The 10,407-nt window shown below is 27.8% G+C and carries 6 protein-coding genes and 1 pseudogene; 4 read left to right on the top strand and 3 right to left on the bottom strand.

The features are described from left to right. Positions 1 to 249 precede the first annotated feature (249 nt). Positions 250 to 1,168, top strand: a pseudogene (locus VN21_RS19245) (ornithine cyclodeaminase). Between the two features lie 56 nt (positions 1,169 to 1,224). Here VN21_RS19245 and VN21_RS08385 read toward each other — a convergent pair. The 3 genes from VN21_RS08385 to VN21_RS08375 form a co-directional block, all read right to left on the bottom strand. Beyond that, positions 1,225 to 1,758, bottom strand: coding sequence for a permease (locus tag VN21_RS08385; RefSeq protein WP_046822850.1), 534 nt, complete (start codon positions 1,756 to 1,758; stop codon positions 1,225 to 1,227). Further along, positions 1,758 to 2,234, bottom strand: a complete 477-nt coding sequence (locus VN21_RS08380; RefSeq protein WP_046822849.1) for a permease — start codon at positions 2,232 to 2,234, stop codon at positions 1,758 to 1,760. The genes VN21_RS08385 and VN21_RS08380 overlap by 1 nt, the downstream gene beginning before the upstream one ends. Positions 2,235 to 2,424: 190 nt before the next feature. Then, a complete protein-coding gene (locus VN21_RS08375) occupies positions 2,425 to 3,798 on the bottom strand; it encodes a hypothetical protein (protein WP_046822848.1) in 1,374 nt (457 codons plus the stop codon). A gap of 193 nt (positions 3,799 to 3,991) precedes the next feature. On the opposite strand from VN21_RS08375, the gene VN21_RS17860 reads away from it, so the two are divergent. From VN21_RS17860 to VN21_RS08360, 3 genes are all read left to right on the top strand, one after another. Continuing rightward, on the top strand, positions 3,992 to 5,869 hold the full coding sequence (locus VN21_RS17860; protein ID WP_052952018.1) for a sensor histidine kinase: 1,878 nt from the start codon (positions 3,992 to 3,994) through the stop codon (positions 5,867 to 5,869). 145 nt (positions 5,870 to 6,014) lie between these two features. Then, positions 6,015 to 8,162: a YhgE/Pip domain-containing protein gene (locus VN21_RS08365; protein WP_046822847.1), complete on the top strand. Its 2,148-nt coding sequence runs from the start codon at positions 6,015 to 6,017 to the stop codon at positions 8,160 to 8,162. 18 nt (positions 8,163 to 8,180) lie between these two features. Continuing rightward, positions 8,181 to 10,319, top strand: a complete 2,139-nt coding sequence (locus tag VN21_RS08360; protein ID WP_046822846.1) for a YhgE/Pip domain-containing protein — start codon at positions 8,181 to 8,183, stop codon at positions 10,317 to 10,319. Positions 10,320 to 10,407 lie beyond the last annotated feature (88 nt).

Genomic DNA, 10,407 nt, shown 5'->3' with positions numbered 1-10,407 from the left:
TAATACAAATAATATTTTTATAATGGATAATTGTTTTTGAGTTTTTGAAATTATAAATAATGATGTATCATATTTTAAAGTATTTAGAATTTGGAGGGCATGATGTATTTTAATAATGATTGACGTAAATCTAATAATCTGATACGGTTAAAAAATTTTCAGAATTAAAATTTATTTTACTACAATTCATCATTTTAGACATTTTATATAATTATTAAGCTTAAGTATTAATGTTAAATTAAAAATTATATGAGAGGTGTTAAAATGGAAACATTAAAAACAAGATATATTGATTTGACTACTATGGTAAAGTATTTAAAAAACGTTGGACCAAAAAATGTTATGAAACGTCTTGTTCCATATCTAGAAAGTGATTACAGACGTTGGAATGAGTTTCAAAAAATGCCAAGAACTGCACATCATAGTGATATAGGAGTACTTGAATTAATGCCTATAGGTGATTCAGAAACTTATTCATTTAAATATGTAAATGGACATCCGGAAAATCCTAAACATAATTATTTAACAGTAATGGGTATAGGACTTTTAGCAGAAGTATCAACTGGATTCCCGTTATTTTTAAGTGAACTAACATTAACAACTGCTATTCGTACGGCAGCTACTTCAGTAATGGCTGCTAAGTATTTAGCTAAGCCTAATCCAAAAAAAATGGCACTTATAGGAAATGGTTGCCAAAGTGAATTCCAATCCCTTGCATTTCATCACATACTAGGTATAGAAGAAATTAACAACTGTTACTGCAGACAAGAGAAATGCTATAATTATTACACCGGATATGGTTGAACCAGGTGTTCATATAAATGGAGTTGGAGGAGACTGCCCAGGTAAAACTGAACTAGATTCAGAAGTTCTTAATATGGGAGATGTATATGTTGAGTTTGAGCCTCAAAGTCGTATAGAAGGAGAAATTCAGCATATGAGTAAAGATTTTAAAGTGACTGAAATTTGGAATATAATTAAAACTGGAAAGCCTATAGATAGAAAGCCTGATGAAATTACTATTTTTGACTCTGTAGGTTTCGCATTAGAAGATTTTTCAATTTTACGATTAATGTATGATATTGATAAAGCAGAGAATATAGGTATTCCGCAAATTCTTGTACCAAAACTAGAAAATCCTAAAAATTTATATAGCATGTTAAGATAATAAATTATTAATAAAAAGCCATAAGAGTTTTATAAAACTCTTATGGCTCTTTATATTTACATATCTTCGGATAATTCATAGATATAATCTCTATCATCTTTACTTAATAAAATATTTGTTAACTTAGCGATAACAAATATACCAATCAAGTTTATAACAAGCCTAGTTATAGTAAATTTCCAACCAAGTGATGATCCCTCAAATAATAATAAAGGAAGCTTAGTAGTAGACCAAGCTCCAATAAATATTAAAACATTAGAGAAGCTAGCACCTTTTTTAAGTAGTGTACCACCTATAGGAAAAGCTGCATATAGTGGACCAGCTGCTGCTGACCCAAGTAGAAAGGCTATAATAACACCTACAAAGCCAGAATCATTTCCCATGAATTTTATCATTTTTTCTCTAGGTACCCAAACATCTAAAAGTCCTAAAAGTAAGAATATTGGTGGAATTACCTTGACCATTTCTATTACATTAGATGTTGTCATATTAATAGCTTCTTTCCCTTTTGATGGTATAAAAATTGAAATTGATAGCAATATAAATATCATCAATATAGAAACTTTATATCTTTTTAGTATTGATTTCATTATAAAACCACCCCCATTACAGCTGCAACAATCACAGAAAATATGAATGCTAGAATATTTCTAATTATAGTTGCTTTTTTGCCCCAATATTTAGATTCAAGAGGAATTGTAACTATGCCCACCATCATAAGTGTAGATATAAATGCAGCTATTTGTGTAACACCCGCTCCATTTTCCAATAAAACTTTTGCAAGTGGAAAAGCTACAAAGCTAGGGATAATTGTTATAGAACCTATAATAGATGCTGTTAAAACTCCAAAGTATCCACTACTATCACCAATTATTGAAGAAATGATTTTGGCATCTATAAAAGCAAGTGCAACTCCTATGACTATTATTATAGTTATAAACTGAGGTAAGATATTTTCAAACGATTTCCAAGCTTTTCTTATAGCCATTTTACTTTTATTTTTATCTTTATAAATTGAAATTATAAAAAGTACAATAGCTAAAATATACATAATTTTACTAAACATATCACACATCCTTTAACAAATTTTTTTGATGAATTTATTGTAATTGATTTTGAATATCAATTTCTGTGATAAAATCACATAAATATAATGTGAATTTTAAAATTAAAATCGTATTTAGCCATATAAAAACACCCCAATCATTAGATTTTTAGTCCGATAATTGAGGTGTAGTACATTAAGCTATATACTTTTAAATAACAAACATCGCAACTACAGTAGTTACAATTAAACCTGTAGCAACAGGAATTAGATTTCTTTTTGCAAGCTCTAAAGGACTCACTCCACATATAGCAGAAGCAGAGACTACAGCCCAAGGAACTAAACAACCACCACCAGTCCAGATAGCTCCGATTTGACCAAGAGCAGCTAGAGTTCCTACATTAGCATTTATAGCTGTTCCAAATACAGAAGCAGTTGAGCCAGCTAAAGCCATTCCTGAAAAACCAGATCCATCAAGTCCTGTTATAAAACCTATAATAGTTTCCATAGTGCAGACAACATATTTATTTAGAGGAACGATTTGAGATAAATATATACCTATATCAGAAAGTAAACCTTGAGAACCTGCTGGTAGTACATTCCCTAATAATTTAGTTAATGGAGATACTTCCCCCATGTAAAAAAATGCTCCTATAGGAATAATGACTGCAAATATTTTTATACCAAATAAAAATCCATCAGTAATGTTATCACATATTTGTTCAAGACTTTTTTTACCATAGTTAATTATGTTAATTATAATTAATAAAAATATAGCAGTTCCTCCGAGTAGTGCAGTTGCATCTCCTCCTTTTAAGTTAAAAACAAGCATAGCTACAACATCTAATAAAAATAAAGTTAAAACTAGAAATGTTGCAATTTTAGCTTTTAAATTAAATTGCTTGATTGAAACCTCGTTAATGTTACTTAACTCATCTTTAAACAATCCGTTTTTTATATCTTTTTTTAACATATAAAATGACATCCCTATAGTAACTATAGCCATAACCCAAAATAAAACCATACCATTATTAATAACATCATAAACTTCTATGCCTGCAGCTCCAGATGTTATGCTTGGTGCTCCTTGAATTATAAAATCTGTTGAAAGAGCCAATCCATGACCAAAGAGATTTAAAGATACAGCAACCCCAATAGCTGGGAGACCAGATCTTATGGCTATTGGCAAAAATATTGCTCCAACTAAAGCAACTGCAGGACTAGGCCAAAAAAACCAAGATAAAATTAACATTGTAAATCCTATAGTAAAAAAAGCTGTAGTTTCATTTTTAATTACTTTTGAAAAAGGTTTAATCATATACTCTATGGCATAATTACTTTCCAATGATTTAGATAGTGCTACCATAATAGAAATAATCATTATTACGGGTCCTAATTCTACCATTGATATAATTAATCCATTAAATACAGCACCTATAGAGGCTGCTATATTGTTTGTATAAAACAATGCTAAGAAAAAAACTCCTAGGATACAAGGTACTATTGTATCCTTTTTCATCATCATAGCAATTAGTATTATCACGATGAAAAAAATATAAATATAGTGTGCGCCACTTAATACCATAGGACTACCCCCCCCTCTATGTGATAGTCCATTATATGAAGAAGTTTTCATCTTAGTTACTATTAAATTTAAAAAAATTGTTTACCTATTTTGATTTTCAAATCTAAATAGATGTAGAAAAAATAGGTAAAATATTGAAATTTAACTAGAGATTCTATAAAATTAAATTATAAAAAGTAAATCGGGGGAGAAAATGTCAAATTACATATATAGAAAGATAATCGAAGATAGTCCTATAGCGTACTTACATATAGAAATTATAAAAGATGAAAATAATAAATATGTAGGGGTAAAGATAAAAGATACGAATAAAGCTTATGAACGATTTTTTGGGGTGGGAAGTGATCAAAAATGTAATGATTATATAAAAACTAAAATGTCAAAAAAAGAAAGGGAAGAATGGGAATATATTTTTGAAAAATCAAAAAAAAATAAAAAATGTATAAAAGAAATTTATGTAAAAAGAATTAATTCCTACTTTAATATTGAGGTATATGGTACGGAAGGTAATGAACACCATATTAGACTTACTAAAGTTAGTAAACAACATATGAATTTATCCTCAACCTTAAAAAATTCACCTTTTATAGCATGGATAAAAAACAGAAATGGTGTATATGTAGATGTAAATAAGAAATTTTTAGAGTTTTTTGATAAAACTTATGCTGAAGTTATAGGACATACTGACTATGAATTATTTCCTGAAGATAGAGCTAATGAATTTATAAGGACAGATAATATGATTATCAAATGCAATAAATTAGAGGTTTATGATGAATTTATAAATTCAGGTAATAATAAAAATATGTATCTTCAAACTGCTAAGTGGCCTTATACTGAAGAAAATAATAGTTTGATTTTAGGGACAATAGGTATATCAATTGAGATAACAAATAAAATTGAATTATTGAATAACATAGAAAAAAATGAGAGAACTTTTTTAGAAATAGCAAACAATATTGAAGAAGTAATTGTCATCGCTGATGATAAAAAAGCTTATTATATAAGTCCGTCTTTTGAAAGAGTATTTGGAACTAATCCTGAGAAACTATATGATGATATAAATGTTTGGAAAGAAAACTGGGAGAGTTTTGAACCACAAGGAAATGAAAGGTATGATTATAACTATAAAAAACCAATTTTAATAACTTTTAAAGGTATTAAAAAAAATAAAGAGGAAAAGTGGTTTTGGGTTAGAATTGTATCTTTACTAGATGAGAATGGAAATATAATTAAAAAAATATGTGTAATAAGTGACATAACTCAGAGTAAAAAAGGTGAGTTAGAAGTTGAAAAATTGAGAATGGATTTTTTAGCTAATATATCACATGAACTTAGAACACCTATAAACCTAATTTTGAGTTCTTTACAAGTTTTAAACTTAAAGATGGATTTATTAGATGAAGAGATATTCAATTATTTTAGAAGATATTTAAATATAGTAGAGCAAAATGGAAGAAGATTATTAAAATTAGTAAATAATCTAATTGATACTACTAGGTTAGAGTCAGGTTGCTTTAGTTACAATCCTAAAAACAAAGATATTATTAGTTATGTGGAAAATATATGTTTATCAGTATCTGAATTTGTAAAAAGCAATAATTTATCTATAATATTTGATACAGATACAGAAGAAAAACTTATTGCATTTGATCCTGATAATATGGAAAGGATAATTTTAAACTTAATTTCTAATGCAATTAAATTCAATAAACCTGGAGGAGAAATTGAAGTCTCTATAAACTGTAAAGATGATATAGAAATAAGTGTAAAAGATTCAGGTATCGGGATTCCTGAAGATAAGATAGACAAGATATTTGAAAGATTTGAACAGGTTAAAAACAATTCAAAACAAGAAGGTAGTGGTATAGGACTTAACTTAGTTAAATCCTTAGTTGAAATGAATAAGGGTAGCATAAAGGTAAAAAGTGACCTAGGAAAAGGTAGTAAATTTACTATAATATTGCCAAATTCATTAGTAAAAGATTCTTCAAAAACTAGTTGCGAAAATAGCGATTATATTAGCAATGAAAATCAAATATCTGTAGAGTTTTCAGATATATGTATATGATGAAATGATGGAATAGTCTGTATATTTAATATATAGACTATTTTTTATTTGTTATAATAAAACGTTAATTTACTTGTAAAATAATGGTATAATATACTCGTTGATGTTAAGATTTCTAACAAAGCTAAAATGAATGGAGGAGAATATGAGAGATTCAATAAAGATTTTTAAAAGAGATATGAAAAATCTAATTAAAAATCCAATAGCACTTATAATAGTTATAGGGTTGTGTATTATCCCATCTTTATATGCTTGGATAAATATTAAAGCATGCTGGAATCCTTATGAAAATACTAGTAATATACCAATTGCTATAGTTAATAAGGATAAAGGGGCAACTCTAGATGGCAAGCGTCTAAATGTGGGAAATGATGTAATAACTGAATTAAGAAAAAATAAAAGTATAGGATGGAAATTTGTAAATGAAAAAAAAGCTAATGCAGGAGTGCTTGATGGAACTTATTATGCAATGATAGAGCTACCAAGTGACTTTACAAAAGATTTAACTAGTGTTGCAAGTGGAAATCCAACTAAGCCAACTATAATATATAAAGTAGATACAAAATCTAATCCAGTTGCTGGTAAAATTACAGAAGTAGCTGAAGAAACACTTGTTAATCAAATTAATTCAAATTTCATTGCTACAGTAAATAAAACAGTATTTTCAGCTTTAAATATATATGGTAAAGATATTAATGAAAACAAGGACAAGATATTAAAATTAAAAAAAGCTATAATAGAGCTTGATGAGCATATGGATGCTGTTAACTTTGCACTTGAGAGTGTAAATGGAAATTCAGAAAATTTAGCTACATATTTAAAAGATATTCAAAGTACTTTACCACAAGTTACAACAGGTATTGATGCAGTTTCTGATTCTAATATGAATGCAAGTAAAAACTTAAGCAATATAAAAAATAATTTGAATGATTCATTAAATGGGGTTAAATCTACTTTAAATCAAATTAATAATCAAAACAATCAAATAAAAGATATAGTGAATAGATTGAACAATTCAAGTTCTGATTCGAAAGAAATAGTAAGTTCATCTATATCACAATTAGAGAGTCAGATAAATAATAGTAAATCTCAAATTGATTCTGTTATTAACCTTTTAAATAAATTTAATGATGTAAGAGAAAATGACAAAATAACAGTATTAATTGGGGATTTAAATAAAATAAAAGACTTACTTAATAAACAACAATCAAAATTAGATAATCTTAAAGGTCAATTAAATGGATCAGCAGATTCTATGAAAGATGCAATTGATTCAATAAATGAAACAGCTGGCGAATTATCAAATAGAACTAACAACTCTATAAATTCGTATGATTCACAAGTTAGACCTATTTTAAATAAAACTGCGGATAGCTTAATAACATCAACAAAGGATGCAGCTAATTTAGTTGATAGTTCTAAGGGGTTAGTTAAAGCAACTAACGAAATATTAGGATATGCATCAAAAGGAAGCGATTTAACAGCAGAAATGACAAAAGATTTACAGACGAAGTTAAATCAATTTAAGGATACTATACACTTATTAAGTACTGAACTTAAAAAAGTAAATGATAATGATTTAGATTCAATAATAGCTATATTACAAAGCAAGCCTCAAGTTATGGGAGACTATCTTTCAAATCCATTTAACTTAAAATCAGAACCAATATATCCAATTGAAAATTATGGTTCAGGAATGGCTCCTATATATACGACATTAGCTTTATGGGTTGGAGGGTTAGTACTAGTATCATTACTTACAACAGAAGCTGATGAGTTTGTTGGGCTAAGTATAAAGAAAAGATATATTGGTAAGATGATTACTTTTGTATTTTTTGCAATGATACAAGGGTTTATTGTAGGACTTGGAGACAAAGTTATATTAGGAGTTCAAACTGATAGTTTGGGTCTGCTTATATTTACTACAGTTCTATCTTCAGCAGTATTTACAATAATACTATATACACTAGTATCATTATTTGGAAACATAGGGAAAGCAATAGGGATAATATTAATGGTTATTCAAATAGCAGGTTCTGGAGGAACATATCCTATACAGGTAGACCCTTTAATATTTAGAATACTTCAGCCATTTTTCCCATTTACATATACACTAAGCAATTTAAGAGAGGCTATAGCGGGTCCGCTTTTAAGTACTATTATGTTTAATACATTTATACTTATATTTATGGGTGGCATTACTATAATGATAGGGTATTTCTTAAAAGAAAAGCTTAATGAATCTGTTAGAAAGTTTGAAAAAGGATTTAAAGAATCTGGATTATCAGAGTAATTTTATAGAGGTGAGGAAATGAAAAAAGTTTTTAAAATATATTTAAGAGATTTAAAGCACATAACAAGTATTCCAGCAGCCTTTATAATAATAGCCGGGCTTTGTTTAATACCTTCATTATATGCATGGGTAAATATACAAGCATGCTGGAATCCATATATAAATACAGGGAATATACCTGTAGCCGTAGTCAATAAAGATGAAGGGGCATCAGTTAATGGAAAAGTTATAAATGTTGGAGATGAAATTGTTGAAAATCTTAAAAAAGACCATAATATAGGTTGGGAATTTACAGAAGAATGGCAAGGGAATTATCAGTTAAATGAGGGTAAGTATTATGCTTTAATTGAAATACCGAGCGATTTTTCAAAGGATTTAGCATCTCTTTCAACTAAAGACCCTCAAAAGCCAAACATAATATATAAGGCTAATGAAAAAGTAAATGCAATAGCTACAAAAATTACAGATGTTGCTAAAGATAAATTGGTGGAAGAGGTTAAATCAAACTTTGTAGATACTGTAAATAAAGAAGCTTTTAGCTTCCTTACATCACTAGGTGTCAAGCTAGAAGATAATAAACCACAAATAATTGAGTTAAAAGAAACATTAGACAGTACAGCAAGTAACTTGAAAAAAATTGATAGCTATGTAAAAGAAGCAAGTACACATGCTAATAATTTGAAAAAATATTTAAAAGATACTAAAGGGAACCTTCCTTTAATCACTAAAGAAGTAAATGATTTAAAATCAGTTATAAATAATGGTAAAGATTTGGTTTTAGTTACTCAAAACAATACTAATAATGCTTCTCAAAATTTAAGTAGTAGTATGAGTTCTATAAATAGTATGAACAGCAACTTGCAAAATCAAATTAATAATTTAAAAGATTTAAATAATAGCGGATCTACTGAAGATTTGGGAAAAGCTATAGAATCGATATTAAATACAATATCATCTATGCAAAGTAATCTTGATAGTCTTATATCAAGTCTTGAAAAAATAGGTAGTGATAAAGTAAATAATTTAATAAATTCTCTAAAAAAATTAAGTGGAATACTTGATTCAGAAAGTGAAAAACTTGAAAGTATAAAATCATTAATTAACAATAATGAAGGAAAAGAAAAAATCAATGAACAACTAGATTCTTTATTAGATTTATCTAATGCATTTAATAACAAGTTAAATTTAATAAGTGGAACATTTAATTCAGATATATCAGGTGTTTTAAATAGTGTAGGGAACTCTATGATTTCTAGTTCAAGTGATATGAACAATGTATTAGATAGCATAAATGTTTTAGTACCTCAGTTAAATGCACTATCTAACTTTGGAATATCAAGTAGCAACTTAGCTATAAAACAATCTGAAAACATAGCTAAACAATTAGATAAATTTGAAAAAGATTTAGATGTATTAATTGAAAAAACTAATATATTAACAGATGAAAATTTAGATAAGTTAATTTCAACACTTGATAAAAATTCGAAAGAAATAGCTTCATTTATAGCATCTCCAGTTAATGTTAAAACAGAAGAACTTTACAAAGCTGGAATATTTGGAGTTGCCTTAATGCCTTTTTATTCAGTTCTAGCAATATGGGTAGGAGCACTTTTAGCTACATCGTTGCTTACTACAGAATGTGAAGAATTAGAAGGAGAACGTACAAATTTAGTTCAAAAACATTTTGGAAAAATGCTTACATTTATGACTGTATCGCTGATACAATCATTGATAATAGCAATAGGTGATATATTTATATTCCAAGCGCCTGTAAGTATACCTTTATTATTTTTATTTACAATAGTATCATCAATTTTATTCACAACAATGATATTTACTCTAGTATCATTATTTGGTAATATTGGTAAGGCTATTGCAATAGTAATAATGGTATTTCAAATTGCAGGGTCTGGTGGTATATACCCAATACAAACAAATCCTAAAATATTTGAAGTATTACAGCCATTTTGGCCATTTACTTATGCTATAGATGGATTTAGAGAAGCTATAGCAGGCCCTAGTATGGATGCTGTTTATCATGACTTAATAATGTTAACTTTATTCTTTATAATATTCTTAGCGCTAGTTGTATTTAAAAAGACATTCCACAATGCTACAGAATTTGTAAATGAAAAATTTAAAGAATCAGGATTATAATTAAAAAAGGTACCTATTTTAGGTACCTTTTTTAATTATAATAGTTTGGGTTACTTTAAAGTTACTTATTACAAATTATTTATTAAAT

Origin of the sequence: Paraclostridium benzoelyticum, assembly GCF_001006285.1 — a bacterium.
Lineage (GTDB): Bacteria > Bacillota > Clostridia > Peptostreptococcales > Peptostreptococcaceae > Paraclostridium > Paraclostridium benzoelyticum.
The sequence above is the reverse complement of the archived record's forward strand: the minus strand, read 5'-3'. Positions and strand labels throughout refer to the sequence as shown.